The following is a 20,343-nucleotide window of genomic DNA, read 5'->3' as shown; positions in this document are numbered from 1 at the left end:
TGTCCGCGGGGGTCGGGGCGCGGCGGTCGGGGCGCGCCGGCCGTGGCGGGCGCGCCGGCTCCTACGGGACCACCGCGATGCCGTCCAGCTCGACCAGCGCCGCCTCGTCCCACAGCCGTACGACGCCGATGACCGCCATCGCGGGGTAGTCGCGGCCCGCGAGCTCGCGCCAGATCCGGCCGAGCTCCGGGGCGGACGCGCGGTACGCCGCGACGTCGGTGGTGTGCACGGTGAGCCGGGCCAGGTCACAGGGCGCGCCACCGGCGGCGGCCAGGGCGGTCAGCAGGTTGGTCAGGGCGCGGCGGAACTGGTCCGGGAGCGTGGCGCCGACGATCGAGCCCGCGCCGTCGAGCGCGGTCTGGCCGGCCAGGAAGACCAGCCGGCCGCCGGTGGCCGTGACGGCGTGGCTGAAGCCGGTGGGCGGGGAGAGCTGCGGCGGGTTGACGCGCAGCAGCGGGGGCGGGGCGGGGGACTCGGGGGGCGCGGCCGGGGGCCTGGGGCGCCCGGTGGCGGCGGGGCCGGGGCGCCCGGCGGGAGCAGGGTGTCCGGCGTCGCCGGTGTGGTCTGTGGGGCCGGTCATCGGTACAGCTCCCTCGCGATGATCGTGCGCTGGACCTCGGTCGCGCCCTCGTAGATCCGGGGCGCGCGGACCTCGCGGTACAGGTGTTCCAGCAGGTGGCCGCGGCGCAGCGCCCGGGCGCCGTGGATCTGCACGGCGGCGTCCACGACGTACTGGGCGGTCTCGGTGGCCAGGAGCTTGGCCATGGCCGAACTGCCCGCGATGCCGGGCGCGCCCTCGTCGTACGCGGCGGCGGCCGCGTAGACCAGGAGGCGGGCGGCCTCGGTGCGGGTGGCCATCTCGGCGAGCTGGTGGGAGACGGCCTGGAGGTCCTTCAGGGGGCCGCCGAAGGCGGTGCGCCGGCCGGCGTGGGTCACGGAGGCGTCGAGCGCGGCCTGGGCCATGCCGACGGCGAATGCTCCGACGCTCGGCCGCAGCAGGTCGAGGGTGCGCATGGCGACGCCGAATCCCTTGTCGGGCGCGCCCAGGACGTCCTCGCGGGTGACCGGGACGCCGTCGAAGACGAGGCTGCCGATGGGGTGCGGGCTGAGCATCTCCAGCCGCTCGCCGCTGAGCCCGGGGCGGTCGGCGGGCACGAGAAAGGCGGTGACGCCGCGCGAGCCCGCGCCCTGGGTGGTGCGGGCGAAGACCACGGTGAAGTCGGCCTCGGGGGCGTTGGAGATCCAGCACTTCTCGCCGGTCAGCCGCCAGCCGCCGGCCCCGTCCGGGTCGGCCCGCAGGGCGAGCGCGGCGGCGTCGGACCCGGCCTGCGGCTCGCTGAGCGCGAAGGCCGCGACCGCGCGGCCGGCCCGGACCTCGGGCATCCAGCGGGCGTACTGCTCGGGGCCGCCGGACAGCACGATCGGGTAGCCGCCCAGGCCCTGGAGCGCGAGCGCGGTCTCGGCCTCGGTGCACTCCCGGGCGAGCGATTCGCGCAGCAGGCACAGGTCGAGGGCGCGCACCGGGCCGTCGTCCGGGAACAGCCGCCGCAGCAGGCCGAGTTCGCCGAGCGCGGCGGTCAGGGGCCGGTTGACCCGGCCGGGCGGGCCGCTGTCGGCGAGGGGGCGCAGCAGGTCGCGGGCGAGGGAGCGCACTTCGGCGCACCAGCGCCGCTGCTTCGGATCGAGTGCGAACGACGGCACCGGTCACCCCCAGTAACTCGGTTTTGCCTCCGGGGCGCCTCAGCCCCTGTCGACGGTCGACCGTGCTCGGCCCTTCGTTCCTCAGGGCCTCCGCGCGCTCTCCCTTTCGACAGCGGCGCGCCCCTTCGGCGCGGAGTGTTTATCGCGATCTGTTGACTGTCGTCACCATCACGTTACGCTGACAAGGCGACTTCGGGCAGGGCATGTGCGGGCACAGCGGCATGCACAGGGCAGGCATGAGGCCGGGCATAGGGGGCGCGTCCGCGATGGAGCTGAGGCCTTCGGCGCACACCGACACGTTCGCCCGGGACCATCTGCCGCCCGCCGGCCAGTGGCCCGCCTTCCTCCTCGGCCTGCCCGGGCCGCCCCGCCCCGACCGGCTCAACTGCGGCGCCGAGCTGCTGGACGCCACCGTCGAGCGGTACGGCGCGGACCGGGTCGCGGTGCGCTCGGCGACGGGCGAGGTGTGGACGTACGGGGAGCTGCGCGCGCGTGTCGACCGGATCGCGCACACGCTCACCGGGGCGCTCGGGGTGGTGCCCGGCAACCGGGTGCTGCTGCGCGGCGCCACCTCGCCGTGGCTGGCCGCGTGCTGGCTGGCCGTGATGAAGGCGGGGGCGGTCGCGGTGACCGTGCTGGCCGCCCACCGGGCCCGGGAGTTGGCGACGATCTGCGAGGCGGCCCGGATACGGCACGCGCTGTGCGACATCCGATGCGCGGACGACCTGGAGAGGGCCGCGGTGCCGGGGCTGCGGGCGACGTACTACGGCGGGGACGGCCCCGGGGACCTGCTGCGGCTGGCGGCCACCGCGCCGGCGTCGTACGAGGCGGTGCCGACCTCCGCCGACGACGTGGCGCTGATCGCCTTCACCTCCGGGACGACGGGACGGCCGAAGGGCTGTATGCACTTCCACCGCGATGTGCTGGCCATCGCCGACACCTTCTCCGCGCAGGTGCTACGGCCGCGCGCCGACGACGTGTTCGCGGGCAGCCCTCCCCTGGGCTTCACCTTCGGCCTCGGCGGTCTGGTCGTCTTCCCGCTGCGCGCGGGCGCGTCGGCGCTGCTGGCCGACTGGGGCGGGCCGGAGCGGCTGCTGGCCGACATCGCGCGCCACCGGATCTCCGTGCTGTTCACCGCGCCGACCGCCTACCGGACGATGCTGGCGCGGCTGGCGGGCGGCGACGCGTACGACATCTCCTCGCTGCGCCGCTGCGTCTCGGCCGGGGAGAACCTGCCCGCGGCCACCTGGCACGCGTGGCACCGGGCGACCGGGCTGCGGATCATCAACGGCATCGGGGCGACCGAGCTGCTGCACATCTTCATCTCCGCCGCCGACGACGCGATCCGGCCGGACGCGACGGGCGTCCCGGTGCCCGGCTTCGAGGCGCGGGTGGTGGAGCACACGGACGCCGGGCTGCGGCCGGTCCCGGACGGCCGGCCCGGGCTGCTCGCGGTGCGCGGGCCCACGGGCTGCCGCTATCTGGCGGACGAGCGGCAGCGCGAGTACGTACGGGACGGCTGGAACCTCACCGGGGACACCTACATCCGCGACCCGGACGGCTACTTCCGCTATGTGGCACGCGCCGACGACATGATCATCTCGGCCGGGTACAACATCGCGGGCCCCGAGGTCGAGGATGCGCTGCTGCGCCACCCCGACGTGGTGGAGGCCGCGGTGACCGGGCGGCCGGACGAGCGGCGGGGCGCGGTCGTGGTCGCCCATGTGGTGTTGCGGCCGCGCGTCGCGGGGACGGACGAGACCGCCGCGGCGCTGCGGGAGTTCGTCGCCTCGGAGCTGGCCCCGTACAAGTGCCCGCGCGAGTTCGTCTTCCTGGACGCCCTGCCCCGCACCCCCACCGGCAAGCTCCAGCGCTACCGCCTGCGGGACGGAACGGCGGAGCGCGGCAGGCGGGGTGCGGGCGGCGGCTTACAGTAAGCGCGTGACCGGCCAGCACACGCCCCGCTCCCTGATCGTCACCTTCTACGGCGCCTACGGCCGCGGCGACGGCCACCCGGGCGGGCACCCGGACGACCGCCCGCCCGGCCCCGTCCCCGTCGCCGCGCTGATCCGGCTGCTGGGCGCGGTGGGCGTGGACGCGCCCTCCGTACGCTCCGCCGTCTCCCGCCTCAAGCGGCGCGGGCTGCTCGTCGCCGACCGCACGCGGGCCGGGGCGGCCGGATACGCCCTGTCCCCGGACGCGCGCCAGTTGCTGGAGGACGGCGACCGCCGCATCTACGGGCGCCCGGGCGCGGACGGGGGCACCGGCGGCTGGCTGCTCGCCGTCTTCTCGGTCCCCGAACACGAGCGCCACAAGCGGCACCTGCTGCGCTCGCGGCTGGCCCGGCTCGGCTTCGGCACCGCCGCGCCCGGGGTGTGGGTCGCCCCCGACCACCTCTACGAGGAGACCCGGCACACCCTGGCCCGCCTCGAACTGTCCTCGTACGTCGACCTCTTCCGCGGCGGCCACGCGGGCTTCGAGCCGACGGCCCGCGCGGTGCGCCGCTGGTGGGACCTGGAACACCTGGCGAAGCTGCACCGCGCCTTCCTCGACGCCCACGAGCCGGTGCTCGCCCGCTGGTCGGACGGCGGAGCGCCGGACCCCGAGGACGCCTACCGCGACTACGTCCTCGCCCTGGACTCCTGGCGCTCCCTCCCCTACGCCGACCCGGGGCTGCCCGCCGCGCTGCTGCCTGCCGACTGGCCCGGCGTCCGGGCGGCGGAGGTGTTCGCGGCGCTGCACGACCGACTGCGCGACGCGGGGGCGGCGTACGTGCGGGATGTGGTGGCGGCCTGACGCCGGGGGCTGAACTTCTGACGCCGGGCCGACGCGGGGCCTGACGCTCTGACGCCGGGCCCGGCGCGGGGCCCGGCGGCCGGCGTCACACGCCGATCGCGCCGTCGATCCGCTCCCGCAGCAGGTCGGCGTGGCCGTTGTGCCGGGCGTACTCCTCGATCATGTGGATCAGGACCCAGCGCAGCGAGACCGCCCCGCGCCATCCGTCGTCCCCCGTGACGTCCAGGTCGGGCGCCTCGACGACGAAGCGCTCGGCGAAGGCCACCTCGCCTCGCCATGCCTCCCACGCCTCGGCGACGACCGCCGGATCGGACACCGCGCCGTCGAAGTCCCCGTCGGGCTCCTCGTCCGTGGAGAAGAGCAGCGGCACGTCCTGCCCGGCCAGGACGCGACGGAACCAGCGGCGCTCCACATCGGCGAGGTGCCGGACCAGGCCGAGCAGCGAGAGCGTGGAGGGCTCCACGGAGGGCCGGGCCAACTCCCCCTCCAGCCCCGCGCATTTCAGCTCCAGGGTGCTGCGCTGGGCCGCCAGGGCGCCGGTGAGGATGCCCCGCTCGTCACCGGTCGTGGGGGCGTCGAGCCGGCGGTCCTGGTCCTCGGGGACGAACAGATCGCCCCTTCTGCGTTTCGTCATGGCGACCATCATTTACCGGTCGGCGCGGCCCGTCGGGGGTTTTCTGCTGCCCGCCCGGTACGGGAGCGGCCAGGGCGCGCCGGGGCCGGTGTAGCCCTGTTCCGCGGCGGCGTGGAGGGTCCAGTGCGGGTCGTAGAGATGGGGGCGGCCCAGGGCGCACAGGTCGGCGCGGCCCGCGAGCAGCAGGGAGTTCACGTCGTCCCAGGAGGAGATGGCGCCGACCGCGATGACGGGGACGCCCAGTTCGTTGCGGATCCGGTCGGCGTACGGGGTCTGGTAGGAGCGGCCGAAGTCGGGGCGCTCGTCGGGGACGACCTGGCCGGTGGAGACGTCGACGGCGTCCGCGCCGTGGGCGGCGAAGGCCGCCGCGACGGCGACCGCGTCGTCCGCCGTGGTGCCGCCCTCGGCCCAGTCGGTCGCGGAGATGCGGACCGTCATCGGGGAGTCGGCCGGCCACACCTCCCGTATGGCGTCGAAGACTTCGAGGGGGTAGCGCAGCCGGGCGGTGAGGGTGCCACCGTAGGCGTCGGTGCGGTGGTTGGTGAGCGGGGACAGGAAGCTGGAGAGCAGATAGCCGTGGGCGCAGTGGAGTTCGAGGAGGTCGAAGCCGACCCGGGCGGCGCGCCGCGCGGCGGCCGTGAACTGTGCGCGGATCTCGGCGAGCCCGGCGGTGTCCAGGGCGTGGGGGACCTGGCTGACGCCGGGGCGGTAGGGCAGCGGGGAGGGGGCGGACAGCGGCCAGTTGCCCCGCGGGAGGGGGTCGTCCATGCCCTCCCACATCAGCCGGGTGGAGCCCTTGCGCCCGCTGTGGCCGAGCTGGACGCCGATGGCGGTGCCCGGGGACGCGGTGTGCGCGAAGTCCACGACCCGGCGCCAGGCGCGTTCGTGCACGTCGCGGTACAGGCCGGTGCAGCCGGGGGTGATGCGGCCCTCGGGGCTCACGCACACCATCTCGGTCATCACCAGTCCCGCGCCGCCCAGCGCCCGCGCGCCCAGGTGGACGAGGTGGAAGTCGCCGGGCGTGCCGTCGTCGGCCGAGTACATGTCCATGGGCGAGACGACCACGCGGTTGCGCAGGGTGAGGCCGCGCAGCCGGAAGGGGGTGAACATCGGCGGGGTGGCCGGGGGCAGGGCGGCCTCGCGCTCGACCGCCGTCACGAAGGCGGGGTCGCGCAGCCGCAGATTGCCGTGGGTGACGCGGCGGCTGCGGGTGAGGAGGTTGAAGGCGAAGCGGCGGGGCGGCTGGTCCACGTACAGCGCCAGGTTCTCGAACCACTCCAGGCTGGCGCGGGCGGCGCGCTGGGTCGACTCGACGGCCGGGCGGCGCTCGGCCTCGTACGCGGCGAGCGCCCCGGGCACCGGGGAGCGCTCCCCGAGGTGGGCCGCGAGGTGGTCGGCGAGCGCCGCGGCGTCCTCCATGGCGAGCTTGGTGCCGGAGCCGATCGAGAAGTGGGCGGTGTGCGCGGCGTCGCCGAGCAGCACCGTGTTGCCGTGCCACCAGCGCTCGTTGACGACCGTGCGGAAGGCGGTCCACTGGGAGCGGTTGCCGCGCAGCGGGCGGCCTTCGAGCGCGTCGGCGAACAGCTCGGCGCACCACCGCGTGGACTCCCGCTCGTCCAGCCGGTCCAGGCCCGCCCGGCGCCAGACCTCCTCGTGGGCCTCGACGATGACGGTGCTGGCGCCGGGCCGGTAGGGGTAGCCGTGCAGCTGCACCACGCCGTGCTCGGTCTCGGCCACCTCGAAGCGGAAGGCGTCGAACGCGAAGTCCGCGGCGAGCCAGATGTAGCGGCAGCGGTGGGTGGTCAGCCGGGGCCGGAAGGCGTCGGCGTGGGCCCGGCGGGTCGCGCTGTGCACCCCGTCGGCGGCGACCACCAGGTCGTACGAGCGCGCCAGCTCGGCGGCGGGCGGCGCCTGCGTACGGAACCGGAGCCGGACCCCGAGGGCCTGGCAGCGCTCGTGCAGGATCCCCAGCAGGCGGCGCCGGCCGAGCGCGGCGAAGCCGTGGCCGCCCGAGGTGAGGGTCCGGCCGCGGTGCACGACGTCGATGTCGTCCCAGCGGACGAAGTCGCGGCGCAGGGCGTCGTGGACGGCGGGGTCGGCGTGCTCGATGCCGCCGAGGGTCTCGTCGGAGAGGACGACACCGAAGCCGAAGGTGTCGTCGGGCGCGTTGCGCTCCCAGACGGTGACCTCGGGGCCGGGGCTGAGCCGGCGGCGCAGCAGCGCGGCCGCGTACAGGCCGCCGGGGCCGCCGCCGACGACGGCGATCCTCAGGGGGCGCTCCCCCTGGGGGGTCATCGCCCCTGCCAGTCGGGCGGGCGGCGGGCGGTGAAGGCGGCGTGGAACTCGGCGTAGTCGGCGCTGTTCATCAGCAGCGCCTGCGTCACCGCGTCCATCTCGATCGACGCGCCCAGCGGCATGTCGAGCTCCGCCGTGAGCAGCGCCTTGGTCTGCGCGAGGGCCAGCGCCGGCCCGTCGGCGAGGCGGCGGGCCAGCGCGGCCGCCTCGGCCGCCGCCCGGCCCTCGTCGACGAGCTTGCTGATCAGGCCGATGCGCTCGGCCTCGGGGGCGCGCACCGGATCCCCGAGCATCAGCAGCCGGGTGGCGTGCCCGAGGCCCACCACGCGCGGCAGCAGATACGCGGCGCCCATGTCGCCGCCGGACAGCCCGACCTTGGTGAACAGGAACGAGAAGCGCGCCGAGGGGTCGGCGACCCGGAAGTCGGCGGCCAGGGCCAGCACCGCGCCCGCGCCCGCCGCCGCCCCGTGGACCGCGGCGACCACGGGGAAGGGGCACTCCCTCAGGGCGCGCACGACCTGCCCGGTCATGCGGTTGAAGTCGAGCAGCTCGCGGGTGTCCATGGCGAGGGTGGCGCCGATGATGTCGTCGACGTCGCCGCCGGAGCAGAACCCGCGGCCCTCCCCGCCCAGCACCAGGGCCCGTACGGACCCCTCGCGGGCCAGCTCGGCGATCAGGTCGCGCAGATCGGCGTAGGCGCCGAAGGTGAGGGCGTTCAGCTTCTCGGGGCGGGCGAGGGTGACGGTCGCGACACCCGAGTCGAGGGTCAGGCGCAGATGCCGCCACTCCTCGGTCCCGGTCGCGGAGCCGGTGAACGGACTCATGGGCCAGGGTCTCCTTCAGCCGGACGGCTGGTGCCTGCCCTCCGAAGTTATCACTCTCGTGTAACTGTCGTCACGAGTACGCGATAAAGGTCGAGGAACGCCGTTCATCGGGTAAGTGAGTAGTCATAAATCACATCACGAGTGGTCCACCGCCTCTTACGGCGCTATCGTCCGCTTCATACCTCCGCCGGCCACCGCTGGGAGGAGCTTTCGCCACCGACTGGACCGAGCCGTGCCCGACCCCGCCCCCGCCGCCACCAGTGGCCCCGCCACTGCCACCGCCTCCTGGCGCTTCGCCCTGCCGCACGCCACGGTCGCCGTCCCCCTGGCCCGCGCCCTGGTCCGCAACACCCTGGCGGACACCGGCGCGCCCGTGGACGGCGACACGGCGGAGCTGCTGACGGCCGAGCTGGTCGCCAACGCGGTGCAGCACACGGACGGCGACGAGCCCATAGAGCTGGTGCTGGAGCTGGCGTCGTCCGGCGACTGGCAGGTCGAGGTGCACGACCAGGACCCCAGCCCGCCCGCCGGCCTCCGCGAGCCGCGCCCGCCGAGCGCCGCCGAGACGGGCGAGGACCCGCGCGAGGTCTCCGAGCGCGGGCGCGGCCTCCAGCTGCTCCGGACGCTCAGCGCCGCGGCGGGCTACCGCCCCACCCCGGCGGGCAAGGCGGTCTGGTTCACCCTCCCGGCCGTGGCGGGCCAGGTGTACTGACCCGCGGGGCCGGCTAGGGCCGGCCGAGCGTGGCGACCAGCACCGCCTTGATGGTGTGCATCCGGTTCTCCGCCTCGTCGAAGACGACGGAGTGGGCGGACTCGAAGACCTCGTCGGTGACCTCGAGCGAGGTCAGTCCGTGCCGCTCGTGGATCTCGCGGCCGACGGCGGTGCCCAGGTCGTGGAAGGCCGGGAGGCAGTGGAGGAACTTCACGTCCTCGTTGCCGGTGGCGCGCAGCACGTCCATGGTGACCGCGTAGGGGCCGAGCAGCGCTATGCGCTCGTCCCAGACCTCCTTGGGCTCCCCCATCGACACCCAGACGTCGGTGGCGACGAAGTCCGCGCCGGCCACGCCCTCGGCGATGTCCTCGGTGAGGGTGACCCGGGCGCCCGAGTCCTTCGCCAGCTCGCGCGCCCGCTCCACGACGGCCTCGTCGGGCCACAGGCTCCGGGGGGCGACGATCCGCACGTCCATGCCCAGCAGCGCGCCCGTGATCAGGTAGGAGTTGCCCATGTTGTAGCGGGCGTCGCCCAGGTAGGCGAAGGTCACCTCTTCCAGCGGCTTGTCGCTGTGCTCGGTGATGGTGAGCACGTCGGCGAGCATCTGGGTGGGGTGCCAGTCGTCGGTGAGGCCGTTGTAGACGGGCACCCCGGCGTGGGCGGCGAGTTCCTCGACGACGTCCTGGCCGCTGCCGCGGTACTCGATCGCGTCGTACATCCGGCCCAGCACCCGCGCGGTGTCCTTCACGGACTCCTTGTGGCCGATCTGCGAGCCCGACGGGTCCAGGTAGGTGGTGGAGGCGCCCTGGTCGGCGGCGGCGACCTCGAAGGCGCAGCGGGTGCGGGTGGAGGTCTTCGCGAAGATCAGCGCGATGTTCCTGCCCTTGAGGTGCTGGACCTCGGTGCCCGCGCGCTTGGCCGCCTTCAGCTCGGCGGCCAGGGAGACCAGATGGCGGAACTCCTCGGCGGTGAAGTCCAGCTCCTTGAGGAAGTGGCGGCCGGTGAGGTCTGTCGCCATGTTCGGGCTCCTAGGGTGCGATCACAAGGGATGCTGGAAGTCTATACGAAGGACCGTATATATACGGAAGCCCCCGCCGTCCCGGCCTCAAGCCTCAGCTGCTCCACTGCTCCTGCTCCTGCTCCTAGACGGGGTCCCGCTCCACCGGGCAGCTCATGCAGCGCGGCCCGCCCCGCCCCCGCCCCAGCTCGCTGCCCGGGATCGTGATGACCTCGATCCCGCGCTTGCGCAGATAGGTGTTGGTGGTCGCGTTCCGCTCGTAGGCGACGACCACCCCCGGCTCGACGGCCAGCACGTTGCAGCCGTCGTCCCACTGCTCGCGCTCGGCCGCGTGCACGTCCTGCGTGGCCGTGAGCACCCGGATGGCGTCCAGGCCGAGCGCGGCCGCTATCGCCCGGTGCATGTGCTCCGGCGGGTGGTCGGTGACCTTGAGCTCCTGTCCGGCGCCGCCCGGCTCGATGGTGTACGAGGGGAGCATCCCCAGCCCCGCGTACTGCGTGAAGGTGTCCCCGTCGACCATGGTCATCACGGTGTCGAGGTGCATGAACGCCCGCCCCTTGGGCATGTCGAGCGCCACGATGGTCCGGGCGGAACCGGCGGCGAACAGCCCGCGCGCCAGCATCTCCACCGCCTGCGGCGTGGTCCGCTCGCTCATCCCGATCAGCACGGCGCCATTGCCGATCACCAGGACGTCGCCGCCCTCGATCGTCGACGGATAGGCCGCCTGCCCCTCCGACCAGACGTGGAAGCCGCCGTCCGCGAACAGGGGGTGGTGGCGGTAGACGGCCTCGTAGTGGACGGTCTCGTGCCAGCGGGCGGGCCAGCGCATCGCGTTGATGGACACCCCGTCGTACACCCAGGCGGAGGCGTCCCGGGTGAAGAGGTGGTTGGGCAGCGGGTTCACGACGAAATCGTCCGGCTCCATGGTGTGGAAGCGGATCGAGACCGGCTCCGGATACCGCTCCAGGTACTCCCGCTTGGTCATGCCGCCGATCAGCGCCCCCGCCAGCTCAAGGCCGCCCAGCTCGTCGAAGGCCGCCCGCAGGTGGTCGGTGGCCAGCGGGCCGTACTCCTTCTCGTCGAAGACCCGGTCGAGCACCAGGGCCCGCGCCTCCGGGAGAGCCATGCTCTCGGCCAGCAGGTCCCCGAAGAGATGCACCTCGACGCCGCGATCGCGCAGCACGTCAGCGAAGCCGTCGTGCTCCTGGCGGGCCCGGCGCACCCACAGGACGTCGTCGAAGAGGAGCGCGTCCTTGTTGGAGGGCGTGAGCCGCTTCAGCTCCAGGTCGGGGCGGTGCAGGATGACGCGGCGCAGCCGCCCGGCCTCGGAGTCCACATGGAATCCCATGCGTCCATCTTCGTCGCTACGGGCCCGCGGGGAAGGCCGCACGGCCGTGCTGCCGGTGTTCCGGCACTCCCTGGACAGGCGGCGGGCGGGCAGCGGGCCGGGCTATCGGGCGGCCAGGACGACGATCAGGACCAGGCCGACGGAGATCAGCCCCAGGAGGATGGACACCCACAGCTGACCGGGCTGCAACTCGATCCGGCCGCCGTCCCCACCCCGGCGCGGCCTCAGCCGCCGCGACCACCAGCGCCGCGCCCCGCGCCGGGCCACGGCCGCCGCCGCGTCCTCGCGCTCGCGGCACTCCTCCGCGGCGCAGGTGAACAGCTCCTTCCACGCCCGCTCGCCGAACCCCGTGGGCTGCCGCGAGTCCACGATGCGGCGCACCACCTCACGCCCCGCGCCGCCCCGCGCCGCCCACAGCGCGGGCACCACGCACGCCAGCAGTCCGGGGGTGCCGCCGCGCTCCGCGCAGGGGCGTACCAGGCCGTCGTACAGCATGAGCGCGTTGCGCACCCGCAGCCGGTCGTCGGCGCCCGACGACGCCGGGGCCTCCAGATAGAGCCTGGCCAGCAGCACCTTCTCGCAGACCGCGTCCGCGAGCTCCGGGCCGCGCTCGGGGGCGCGGCGCACCAGCTCCACGACGACGCGGGTGGCCCGCTCGGCGGGCATCCCCTCGTCGAGCGCGCTCAGCAGCAGGCCGTCGTCGGCCTCGCGCAGCGCGACGGGAAACGCCTCGCCGCCCTGCCGCAGTGCCTCGCGCAGCTGCCGCGCTCCCCCGGCTACCGCCGGGAGGTGGTGCGCCACTTCCACGGCCGCCTTCTCCTCAGCTGTCTCTTCCACGGCTGTCTCTTCCACGGCTGCCTCTTCCACGGCTGCCTCTTCCACCATGGCCGTTCGTCTCCTTCTCACAGCGCTTCCAGTACCTCCCGGATCCGCGTGGCGGCCCGCGCGTCGAGGGGCTCGTCGCCGTCCTGCGCCACCAGGGGCAGGACCTCGCACAACACCGCCAGCTGCCGCTCGTCCCCGGCCGCCCGCCGCATCCAGCCCACGAGCGCCTCCTCGGCCGCCTCGGCCGACCGGGGCCAGGTCAGCGCGGCCCGCAGCAGCTCGGCCAGCGCCGCGCGGCACCCGGGGCGGGCCGCCGCCAGCGCCGTGGCCAGCGGCCAGGCGGCGTACGGCGACAGCTCCGGCACCTCCCGCAGCCCCCACAGGTGCGAGGCGCGGGTCCGCACCGCGCGCAGCGCCGTCAGCAGCGCCAGGTCGCGGCGGGAGCGGCGGGGGTCGCGCAGCCAGTGGGTCAGCAGCTCCAGCACGGTCTCGGGCTCCGGCCCGGCCAGCAGCCGCACCGCGCTGTACGACGCGGTGCCGCAGCCGTCCGTGGCGGCGATCCGGCCGAGCTCCTCCAGGGAGGCCGCGACCGAGCCGGCCACCAGGCCGTAGCCGTGGGCGAGCGCGGCGGTCTCCCGCTCCCGCTCGTCGCCGCGCGCGGCCCAGCCGCTCAGCAGCCCCGCCACGGCGGGGCGCACGCCGGCGTCGCGCGACGCCTCGGCGAGCGCGGTCGCCGCCGCCATGCGCTGCACCGGGCTGTCGCCGCGGGCCAGCGGCAGCAGCAGCTCGGTGAGCCCGTACAGATAGTCACGGGCGCTCAGCACGCCCGCCGCGACCGCGGCCCGCACCCACACCTGGGGGCGCGGGTCGTCGCACAGCCCGCGCAGCCAACGCGCCATCGGGCCGCGGGCGTTGTGGTGGTGGTCCCACACCTCGAAGAGCACCGCGGGCGCCAGCCGACGGCCCCGGAACCGCACCGTGCGGACCGGGACCGCCGCCTCGCCCAGGTCCTCCACGCCCTCCCCGAGCACCGCGCGGGCGGCGGCGGGCAGGGTGTCGGCGGGCGTGGCGAACGGCGGGCGCCCGGGCGCGTACTGCGGGTCGAGGGTGACCGCCAGCTCCCAGGCCAGCAGTTCGGCGGCCTCGGCGGTGAGGCTGTGGGCCGAGCCGTTGAAGACGGCGAGGGCGATGCGCAGCGCCGCCCGGCGCAGGGCGGGCAGCGCGGCGGGGAGCGTGCGGGGACACCCCGCGCCCGCGAACCACGCGCGCGCCTGGCGCGGGGCGAACGACCGGCAGCGGACGAGCAGTTCCGCCTCCGGCAGCTCGCCCCGGGCGTGCTCGGCGAGATGGCCGGCCAGCCGGGCCGCCTCGCCCGGCAGCGGCTCCTCCAGGCCCAGGGCCTCCGCCACCTCGGGGCGCGCGGCGGTCGCGCGCGCCCGGAGGAGCAGCTCCGGCCGCTCGTGCGCCAGCAGATCGGCCAGGTGCGCCTCGAGTACGTCGGCGGCGGCCGGGGGCTCGTACGGTACGGCGTGCCGGCGGCCACGCAGCAGTCGGTCGGCCGCCTCGCCGCCGGGAACGAGGACGACGCAGAACGCCTCGTGCTCGGCGAAGTGGGCGCGCAACCGGTCCAGCAGCGCTTCGGGGCCCGGGGCCGCGGGCTGGGAGGAGACGGGGTCGGCGGGCAGTTCGAGCAGATAGCCGTGGCCCCGCTGGGTCTTCTCCCCCACCGGCGCGAGGTGTTGCCGCCACACGCCGCCGCCCGTGGTCTCGGTCAGCTCGGCCAGGAGCGCGAGGCCGGTCCAGCCGCGTCCCGAGCCCGGCTCGCCGCACAGGGCCAGGAGGTGGCCGCGGCGCAGGTGTTCCCGCATGACGGCGAAGCCCGGACCCCGCCGGTGGACCCGGCGCAGACGGGCCAGCTCGTCAGGGGACACGGGCCCCTCGGGGAGCGGACCGGGGGCGGGTGCTTCGGCCGGGGGGCGTGCGGGGTGTGCGGGGTACGGCCCATACGCGCCGGGGTGCGGGGGCGTGGCAGGGTGCGGGGGCGTGGCGGGGTGCAGATGCGCGCATGCCTCGCGGGCCGCCCGGGCGCCGCCCGCCTCGCCGACGGTGCCCAGCGGGCTGTCCGCGGGGAGGTCCAGCCGCGCGCCGGTCCGCTCCTGCCGCTCCTGTCGCTCCTGCCGCGGGGTGATCCGCAGTGTCCGGCTTTCCGCCAGGTCGGCTTCCGTTCCGTTCATCGCCCCGCCGTTCATCGCCCGCCGTCCTTCGTGCCCGATGCCGTACGTGCCCGATGCCGTCCGTGTCCGGTGGCTGTGGTTGGTGGTTCCGAGGGGGTCGGGTCCGAAGGTGCCGGTGGCGTGGGTGGCTCCCGTGGCCGAAGCCGGCGGCGGGGCTCTGCCCCCGTGCTCCGCTCCGCCGCCCTGCTCCGGTGCCGGGCGCTGGGCCGCGTACACCCCCGTCGCACACGGTCCCGTCCCCGCGCCTTCTTCAGGGTCGCGGCCCGGGGCCCGAGCGGCTGTAGCCGTTTACACAGTCGGCGGAGATTATCCGGGGGCTCACGCGCTGGCGCCCGTTGGCGGGCCCGGCGCGGCCGGTCACCCCGTCGCGCGCCCCTCGGCCAGCAGGCGCAGCAGCCCGGCGTCCATGACCACGAAGCGACGCGAGGCGGTCCGCACCACGCCCTGGTCGCGCAGCAGGCGCAGCGCCTTGGCGACCGCTTCCCGGGTGGACCCCACGGCGGCGGCGATGTCGTGCTGGGGCAGGGGCAGATCCACGGAGATGGCGCCGTCGGCCTCCGGGCGGCCGGTCCGTTCGGCGAGTTCGACGAGGCGGGCCGCCAGCCGCTGGAGCACCTTCTCGGAGGCCAGGGAGCGCCGTTCGCCGTCGGAGCTGCGCAGCCGGGAGCTGAGCTGACGCATGATCAGGACGGTGGCGGCGGGGCGCGCGGCCAGATAAGCCCGGAAGCGGTCACCGGAGACGACGACCGCCTCCAGCCGCCCGAGCGCGGTGACCGTGGCGCTGCGCGAGCCGTGGTCCACGGCGGCCTGGTCGCCCACCACCTCGCCCGCCCCGCGCAGCGCCAGTATCAGACGGACGCCGCGCTCGGTCTCCACCGAGACGGTGGCCCAGCCGGAGGTGATGGCGACGACGAAGGTCGTGCGGTCGTGCTCGCGCAGCACTATTTGGGAGGGCTCGTACGTGCGGCGTCTGCCGAGCGCCAGCAGCGCGCGCCGGTCCTGGGCGGGGAGCGCGTGCAGGAACGGCCTGCCGCCCTCGAAGAGACTCATCCGCCCTCCCCGCTCGGTGCCACGCGGCGGAGCCGCATATCGATACGTACGTCGTCCGGCTCGCGGAGAACACCCTCACATCGGGTCCGCTCCGTCATGGCACGGCGGGCGGGTGGCGCGGAAGCCCGCGACCGACATGGGCGACAGAACGTTAGGCACCTGTCACAGGCACGTCAATGGCGCCTCGCCGCCTTGCCGTCGGCGGTGCGGAACACCGCGCCCGCGAGCGCCGCGACCGCGGCGGCCACGGCCGCGAAGACCCAGCCCGCGCGCAGGTCCGCCAGGCCGGGCTGCCGGGCGCCGCCGGTGACCACCACCAGGGCCGCGACGCCCAGCGCGGTGCCGCCCTGCCGCGACATCATCAGCACGCCGGAACCCACGGACAGCCGCCGGGCGGGAAGCAGCCCGGCCGCGGCGAACATGACCGGCTGGTACAGGCCCGCACCGATCCCGGCGAGCACAAGACCCGGCAGGAAACCGGCCGCGTAGTGCGCCCCATCGCCGGACGGGCCCGCCGCGACGAGCCACCACAGCGGCGCCGCGGTGAAGGCGACGGCCCCCAGCACGGCCCCGCGCCGCTCCCCCAGGGCCCGGACGATCCGGCCCGACAAGGCGGAGACGACCAGCACCGTCAGCGGCCAGGGAGCGACGGCCAGGCCCGCGCGGCGCGTCGAGTAGCCCCACACGCCGGAGAACATCCAGGTCGCGGCGAGCAGGATCGCCGAATAGGCGAGGAAGTAGCTGAGCAGGCCGAGGGCGGCGGTGGTGAACCCCCGCGTGCGGAACAGCGCCGGGTCCACCACCGGGTCCGGGTGCCGCCGCACATGCGCCGCGCACAGCGCGCCCGCCACGACGCCCACACCCAGGAAGGCGAGGGTGGCGGGCGCGGCGTACCCCCACTCCGGCGCCTGGACGCACGCCGTGGTCAGGGAGCCGGTGGCCATGAGCACCAGCAGGGTGCCGAGCGGATCGAGCCGGCGGACGGCGCGAGTGCGTACGGGCTCGGCCCGGGCGCCCTCGGCGGGTACGGGCTCGGTGCGTACGGACTCGGCGGCCTGACCAGGCCGTACGGGCTCGGTGCGGGGCAGGAGGCGCAGGCCCGCCGCTACCGCGCCCAGCACCACCGGGGCGTTGATCAGGAAGATCCACCGCCAGTCGAGGGCCGCGAGCAGCCCGCCCACCACCGGCCCCGAACTGGCCGCCACCGCACTGACCGCGGTCCACACCCCCACGGCCGTGGCCTGCTCGCGCGGCGCGAAGGCGGGCAGCGCCAGCGAGAGGGAGGTGGGCACCACCACCGCCGCCGCCACGCCCTGCACCACACGGGCCGCGATCAGCCAGCCCAGGCCCGGGGCCGCCCCGCAGCCGATCGAGGCCAGCCCGAACAGGGCCATGCCCAGCAGGAACGAACGGCGCCTGCCCGTCTCGTCGGCGAGCCTGCCCGCCGGGACCAGCAGCGCCGCCAGCACGATGGTGTAGGCGTTCAGGACCCAGGAGAGCCCGGCGGTGGAGGCGGAGCGGAAGTCCGCGCCGATCGCCGGGAAGGCGATGTTCACGGCGATCAGGTCGAGCACGGCGAGGAACTGCGCCGTGGACGCCACGGCGAGTATCAGCCAGCGACGGGGATCGGGTTCGGACCCGGGATCGGACCCGGGATCGGACCCGGGGACAGTACCGGACTCGGGCCGGGGATCGGGTTCGGGGCCGGGGAGGGGGGCGGGGGGCACACCGCTCCCCTGGGCCTTGGCGGAAGGGATCTTCATGCCCATCCAGCATCGACGGCGCGGCACGGGCTCACGAGTGGCAAGAGTGACAGCACCCGCTACATTTCTGCCATGCCCTCCATAGCCCTCGCCGTCACCGCCGGTATGCCGATCTTCGATCTGGCCGTGCCCTGCCACGTCTTCGGCACCGACCGCCCCGAACTGCCCGACGGCTGGTACGACTTGCGGGTCTGCGGGATCGGCCCGGACAGCGGCCCGGTCGCCACCCGATCCTGGTTCGCCGCGCACACGCCGTACGGGATCGAGGAGCTGATCACCGCGGACACGGTGATCGTCCCGGCCTCCGCCGATGTGCGCGGCGACCCGCCCGGCGAACTCGTCGACGCGCTGCGCGAGGCCCACCGGCGCGGCGCCCGCGTGGTGTCGCTGTGCTCGGGCGCCTTCACGCTCGCCGCCACCGGGCTCCTCGACGGCCGCACGGCCGCCACCCACTGGATGTACGCGGCGCTGCTCGCCGAGCGCTACCCGGCGGTGCGGGTCGATCCCTCCGTGCTCTACGTGGACCACGGCGACGTGCTCACGGGGGCGGGGTCGACCGCGTGCATCGACGTGTGCCTGCACCTGGTGCGCGAGGACTTCGGCAGCGCGGCCGCCAACACCCTGGCGCGGCAGCTGGTCGCGCCCGCCCACCGGCCGGGCGGCCAGGCCCAGTACATCGAGGCGCCGCTGCCGGAGCGCACCGACGACTCGCTCGCCCCGCTGCTGCACTGGGCCACCGAGCGCCTGCACACCCCGCTGACCGTCGCCGACCTGGCCCGCCGCGCCCACACCAGCCCCCGCACCCTGGCCCGGCGCTTCCACGCCGCCACCGGCACCACACCGCTGCGCTGGCTGCAGGCCCAGCGCATCGCGCGGGCCCGGGAGCTGCTGGAGGGCGGGGACCTGCCGGTGGACCGGGTGGCGGAGCTGTGCGGCCTGGGCACGGCGGCCAATCTGCGGCGCCACTTCACCCGCGCGGTGGGAGTGCCACCGCACGACTACCGCCGCGCCTTCCGCGCCCGCCGCCCGGCGGCCGTCCCACAGAGGTGACCGGGGCCGGCACCGGGTGACTGGGCCTTTTGTGGTTACCCGCCTGCTCATGGCGAAGTTCAAGAGACTGGGACGCAAGCGGGCGGAGGAGCCGGAGGACTTCGGTCCGGATCCGGCGGTGGAGCGCAGGGCACCGGACACTCCGGCCCAGATGCCGAAGAAGTCGTGGTGGGCGGTGCTGCGCGGAACGTTCAAGGAGTTCAAGGACGACGAGCTGACCGACCGTGCGGCGGCCCTGACCTATTACGCCATCCTGGCGCTGTTCCCCGCGCTGCTGGTGCTGGTCTCCCTGCTGGGCGTCGCCGGGCAGTCGGCCACCAGCGCGGTTCTGGACAACGTGCAGCAGCTCACCCCGGGCGCCGCCCGCGATGTGATCCGCAAGGCGGTGCGGCAGCTCCAGGGCAACGCCGGCGTCGGGTCCGTCATGGCGGTCGTCGGCCTGGCCCTGGCCATCTGGTCGGCCTCCGGCTACGTGGCCGCGTTCATCCGCGCCTCCAACGCCGTCTACGACATACCGGAAGGCCGCCCGCTGTGGAAGGTGCTGCCCTTGCGGCTGGCCCTCACCGTCGCGCTGATGGTCCTCGCGGTGATCAGCGCCCTGATCGTGGTCTTCACCGGGCCCCTGGCCCGCCGCGCCGGCGACCTGCTCGGGGTCGGCCACACGGCGCTGACCGTGTGGTCGATCGCGAAGTGGCCGGTCCTGATCCTCCTGGTCATCCTCATGATCGCGATCCTGTACTGGGCCAGCCCCAACGCGAAGGTACGCGGCTTCAAGTGGATCACGCCGGGCAGCTTCCTCGCCCTGGTCATCTGGATGCTCGCGTCGGCGGGGTTCGCCTCCTACGTGGCCAATTTCGCCTCGTACAACAAGACCTACGGCACCTTCGCCGGTGTGATCGTCTTCCTGGTGTGGTTGTGGATCACCAACATCGCCATCCTGCTGGGCCTGGAGTTCGACGCCGAGGCCGCCCGCCAGCGCGCCGTCGTCGGCGGGTACCCGCCCCACGAGGAGCCGTACGTCGAGCCGCGCGATGTCCGCACGTGGGACGAGGAGGACCGCCGCCGGCTGGAGTAGCACGCGTGGCACGGCAGGAATGGGCGGGTGTGTACCGGCCGTCACTGGGATATGCGCAGCTCATGAGGTTGCTGGAGAGATTGCAGGAGACCGACCGAGTCGTGGCGCGGCGGACGGGCTCACGCGTTCCGAGCGGCGTCGGCCGGGTGCTGTCGGGTGTGGAGGAGGCGGCGGAGAGCGCGAAACTGTGGTGCGGCGCCGCCGCGGCGATGGCCGCGTTCGGCGGGTGGCGGGGCCGGAAGGCGGCGGCCGCGGGGGTAGCCGCGCTCACGATGGCCCAGCTGGTCTCCAACGGCCTGTGCAAGCAGGTCGCCGACCGGCCCAGGCCGCCGAAGGAGTGGTTTCCGCACGACGAGGTCGAGGACCGTCCCGACTCCTCGTCCTTCCCCTCCGGACACACCGCGGCCGCGGTCGCCTTCACCGCCGCCGTCGCGCCCACCTGGCCGGCCGCCGGAATCGCCTGTGCCGTGCCGGCGGCCATGGTGTCCGTCGAGCGGGTCCAGTCGGGCGCCCACTACCCCAGCGACGTCGCCACCGGCGCCGCCATCGGCCTGCTCAGCGCCTGGCTCACCCGGCGCGCCCCGGGGCTGCTGCTGCGGCGCCTGCTGTAGCCCCGCCCTGAAACGCCCTGAAGTGGGCCGTTGTGGGTACTCGCCCGACCAGCGAGCACGAACGCCATGGAAAGGGGTGCGCCGGGTGAAGGCGTCGAAGATCGCATACAAGCCGGTGGGTTTCGTCCTGGGCGCGGTCAGCGGGATGGCCGCCAGAGCGGTGTTCAACAAGACCTGGAAACTGCTCGGCCACGAGGATGACGCCCCCGGCGCCACCGACGAGGAACGCGCCTGGGGGGAGGTACTGCTCGCCACCGCGCTGCAGGGCGCCATCTTCTCCGTGGTCAAGGCCGCCGTCGACCGCGCCGGGGCCACCGCCGTACGCCGTCTGACCGGCACCTGGCCCGGCTGACGCGCCCGCGAGGGGTGCCGGTGCGGCATGGACACCGGCGGACACCGGCACCCCG

Annotated in this window: 18 protein-coding genes; 7 read left to right on the top strand and 11 right to left on the bottom strand. The window is 74.9% G+C overall.

Annotated elements, in window-relative coordinates; genetic code table 11:
* Positions 1-61: 61 nt before the first annotated feature.
* Both BBH68_RS23430 and BBH68_RS23425 read right to left on the bottom strand, forming a co-directional pair.
* On the bottom strand, positions 62-454 hold the full coding sequence (locus tag BBH68_RS23430) for a RidA family protein (protein WP_065965492.1): 393 nt from the start codon (positions 452-454) through the stop codon (positions 62-64).
* A gap of 122 nt (positions 455-576) precedes the next feature.
* The gene (locus BBH68_RS23425) at positions 577-1,701 is read right to left on the bottom strand and encodes an acyl-CoA dehydrogenase family protein (RefSeq protein ID WP_065965446.1); all 1,125 of its coding nucleotides are present in this window, start codon (positions 1,699-1,701) and stop codon (positions 577-579) included.
* Between the two features lie 266 nt (positions 1,702-1,967).
* On the opposite strand from BBH68_RS23425, the gene BBH68_RS23420 reads away from it, so the two are divergent.
* Entirely contained in the window at positions 1,968-3,638 is a 1,671-nt protein-coding gene (locus tag BBH68_RS23420) for an AMP-binding protein (protein WP_065965445.1), read from the top strand.
* 4 nt (positions 3,639-3,642) lie between these two features.
* Positions 3,643-4,497, top strand: a complete 855-nt coding sequence (locus BBH68_RS23415) for a PaaX family transcriptional regulator (protein ID WP_065965491.1) — start codon at positions 3,643-3,645, stop codon at positions 4,495-4,497.
* Positions 4,498-4,582: 85 nt separating this feature from the next.
* Here the strand turns inward: BBH68_RS23415 and BBH68_RS23410 are convergent, their stop codons facing one another.
* The 3 genes from BBH68_RS23410 to BBH68_RS23400 are packed head-to-tail and all read right to left on the bottom strand — an operon-like array spanning position 4,583 to position 8,250.
* Entirely contained in the window at positions 4,583-5,131 is a 549-nt protein-coding gene (locus BBH68_RS23410) for a DinB family protein (protein ID WP_174589076.1), read from the bottom strand.
* A gap of 12 nt (positions 5,132-5,143) precedes the next feature.
* On the bottom strand, positions 5,144-7,426 hold the full coding sequence (locus tag BBH68_RS23405) for a bifunctional salicylyl-CoA 5-hydroxylase/oxidoreductase (protein ID WP_065965444.1): 2,283 nt from the start codon (positions 7,424-7,426) through the stop codon (positions 5,144-5,146).
* A complete protein-coding gene (locus BBH68_RS23400) occupies positions 7,423-8,250 on the bottom strand; it encodes an enoyl-CoA hydratase family protein (protein ID WP_065965443.1) in 828 nt (275 codons plus the stop codon). Before BBH68_RS23400 ends, BBH68_RS23405 begins: the two co-directional genes overlap by 4 nt.
* 232 nt (positions 8,251-8,482) lie before the next feature.
* Here BBH68_RS23400 and BBH68_RS23395 point away from each other — a divergent pair, with 232 nt between their 5' ends.
* A complete protein-coding gene (locus BBH68_RS23395; protein ID WP_065965442.1) occupies positions 8,483-8,962 on the top strand; it encodes an ATP-binding protein in 480 nt (159 codons plus the stop codon).
* Between the two features lie 13 nt (positions 8,963-8,975).
* On the opposite strand, the gene argF is transcribed toward BBH68_RS23395, so the two are convergent.
* The 6 genes from argF to BBH68_RS23365 all read right to left on the bottom strand — a co-directional run bounded on the left by argF (position 8,976) and on the right by BBH68_RS23365 (position 17,038).
* The gene (gene argF, locus BBH68_RS23390) at positions 8,976-9,980 is read right to left on the bottom strand and encodes an ornithine carbamoyltransferase (protein ID WP_065965441.1); all 1,005 of its coding nucleotides are present in this window, start codon (positions 9,978-9,980) and stop codon (positions 8,976-8,978) included.
* Between the two features lie 124 nt (positions 9,981-10,104).
* Complete coding sequence (locus BBH68_RS23385) at positions 10,105-11,328, bottom strand: arginine deiminase (RefSeq protein ID WP_065965440.1); 1,224 nt, start codon at positions 11,326-11,328, stop codon at positions 10,105-10,107.
* A gap of 102 nt (positions 11,329-11,430) precedes the next feature.
* Positions 11,431-12,213: a hypothetical protein gene (locus tag BBH68_RS23380; RefSeq protein WP_065965439.1), complete on the bottom strand. Its 783-nt coding sequence runs from the start codon at positions 12,211-12,213 to the stop codon at positions 11,431-11,433.
* A gap of 17 nt (positions 12,214-12,230) precedes the next feature.
* Positions 12,231-14,387: a hypothetical protein gene (locus tag BBH68_RS23375; RefSeq protein ID WP_065965489.1), complete on the bottom strand. Its 2,157-nt coding sequence runs from the start codon at positions 14,385-14,387 to the stop codon at positions 12,231-12,233.
* Positions 14,388-14,744: 357 nt separating this feature from the next.
* Complete coding sequence (locus BBH68_RS23370; RefSeq protein ID WP_065965438.1) at positions 14,745-15,437, bottom strand: Crp/Fnr family transcriptional regulator; 693 nt, start codon at positions 15,435-15,437, stop codon at positions 14,745-14,747.
* Positions 15,438-15,610: 173 nt separating this feature from the next.
* A complete protein-coding gene (locus BBH68_RS23365) occupies positions 15,611-17,038 on the bottom strand; it encodes an MFS transporter (RefSeq protein ID WP_245738245.1) in 1,428 nt (475 codons plus the stop codon).
* A 234-nt stretch (positions 17,039-17,272) separates the two neighbouring features.
* Between BBH68_RS23365 and BBH68_RS23360 the strand changes: the two genes are divergently transcribed.
* The 4 genes from BBH68_RS23360 to BBH68_RS23345 all read left to right on the top strand — a co-directional run bounded on the left by BBH68_RS23360 (position 17,273) and on the right by BBH68_RS23345 (position 20,288).
* Complete coding sequence (locus BBH68_RS23360; protein ID WP_065965436.1) at positions 17,273-18,250, top strand: GlxA family transcriptional regulator; 978 nt, start codon at positions 17,273-17,275, stop codon at positions 18,248-18,250.
* A 49-nt stretch (positions 18,251-18,299) separates the two neighbouring features.
* A complete protein-coding gene (locus BBH68_RS23355; protein WP_065965488.1) occupies positions 18,300-19,325 on the top strand; it encodes a YihY/virulence factor BrkB family protein in 1,026 nt (341 codons plus the stop codon).
* A gap of 62 nt (positions 19,326-19,387) precedes the next feature.
* A complete protein-coding gene (locus tag BBH68_RS23350) occupies positions 19,388-19,936 on the top strand; it encodes a phosphatase PAP2 family protein (protein WP_065965487.1) in 549 nt (182 codons plus the stop codon).
* Between the two features lie 85 nt (positions 19,937-20,021).
* The gene (locus BBH68_RS23345) at positions 20,022-20,288 is read left to right on the top strand and encodes a DUF4235 domain-containing protein (protein WP_065965486.1); all 267 of its coding nucleotides are present in this window, start codon (positions 20,022-20,024) and stop codon (positions 20,286-20,288) included.
* Positions 20,289-20,343: the final 55 nt, after the last annotated feature.

This window comes from Streptomyces sparsogenes (genome assembly GCF_001704635.1).
GTDB classification, from domain to species: Bacteria; Actinomycetota; Actinomycetes; order Streptomycetales; family Streptomycetaceae; genus Streptomyces; species Streptomyces sparsogenes.
Note: the sequence above shows the minus strand (reverse complement) of the source record. Positions and strands in the feature narration are given on the sequence as shown.